The 1,230-nt window shown below is 77.1% G+C and carries 1 protein-coding gene; it reads left to right on the top strand.

Going from position 1 to position 1,230, the window contains the following annotated elements:
• Positions 1–559 precede the first annotated feature (559 nt).
• The coding region (locus CXR44_RS25625) for a ComEA family DNA-binding protein (RefSeq protein ID WP_245899404.1) at positions 560–1,230 on the top strand (671 nt) is incomplete at its 3' end.

Genomic DNA, 1,230 nt, shown 5'->3' with positions numbered 1-1,230 from the left:
GTCCCTCACCGCCCCCGGCCGCCACCTGCCCGGCCCCCTCGCCCCCCCCCATCCTCCCGCCCCGTCACGGACTTGGCCGGACGGCGAGCCATCCCCGGATCCTCGCCTGCCCGGCCTCGCCCACCCTCACCCTCCCGCCCCGTCACCGACCCGGCCGGACGGCGGGGCATCCCCCGATCCGCACCTGGCCGCGCCGGACCCGCGGCGGCCCCTCGGCGCACCTTCCGCGGACCGACGCGACGGCGAAGACCCGGGGCGGCTGGACGACGGGCCGCTGAGGTCCCCGCATCTCCGCCACCCCTACGTGCGCGACACCTCACCCGGCCCGACCACCCTCCGTGCCGTCGGGCCGCTCCCGCCCCCCTCATTGCGGACCACGGCCCCTTCACCAGGTCATCCAGGCGCCACGGCGCCTTCAGCGGACCTCCCAGGCGCCACGGCCTCTTCCACGGACTCCTTCTCGGGCCCCTCGCCGGTTCGCCCAAGCGCCACGGCCTTCTCCCCGGGCCCCTCGCCGGGCCGCCCAGGCGCCGCAGGGCACGTCGAGGTGCCTGTCGGCGTGCCCGCCACCCTTCAGGCCTTCCGCGCCGCCCTGGAGGCCAAGGCCCCCGGCCTGGCCCCCGGAGGGCCGGCACTCAAGGCCCTTGTGGCGCTGGCCGTGCTGGCGGCCATCGTGGCGGGGATCTCCGTGTGGCGTTCCCAGCCGGTCCCGGAGCCGCTGCCGGCCCCGGCGTCCCCGCCTCCCGCGTCCCACCGGCACGTCCCCGCGACCCCGTCCTCGACCGCGAGCGTCACCGTCCACGTCACGGGCAAGGTCCGCAAGCCCGGCATCTACACGCTCCCGATGGGCGCCCGGGTGGCCGACGCCGTCACCGCCGCCGGGGGAGCCCGCCACGCCACGGCCACGGCCTCCGTCAACCTCGCCCGCCGCCTGCTCGACGGCGAACAGATCCTGATCGGCGCCCCGCCCGGCGCCGCCGTCCCCGCCGCCCCCGTCCCGGCTCCGGGCACCGACCCGGCGGCCACGGTGCTCGACCTCAACACGGCGACGGCGGAGCAACTCGAGCAGCTGCCCGGCGTGGGCGAGGTCCTGGCCGCCCGGATCGCGGAGTTCCGCACAGCCAACGGCGGTTTCACCAGCGTCGCGCAGCTCCAGGAGGTGCCAGGCATCGGCCCTCCGAAACAGACGAGAGAGCTTAAGCTTGGGTGCTATGACCCCCAAGCGCGCCA

The organism is Nonomuraea indica, from assembly GCF_002850745.1.
GTDB lineage: Bacteria > Actinomycetota > Actinomycetes > Streptosporangiales > Streptosporangiaceae > Nonomuraea > Nonomuraea indica.
This window is presented reverse-complemented; position numbering and strand designations above follow the sequence as displayed.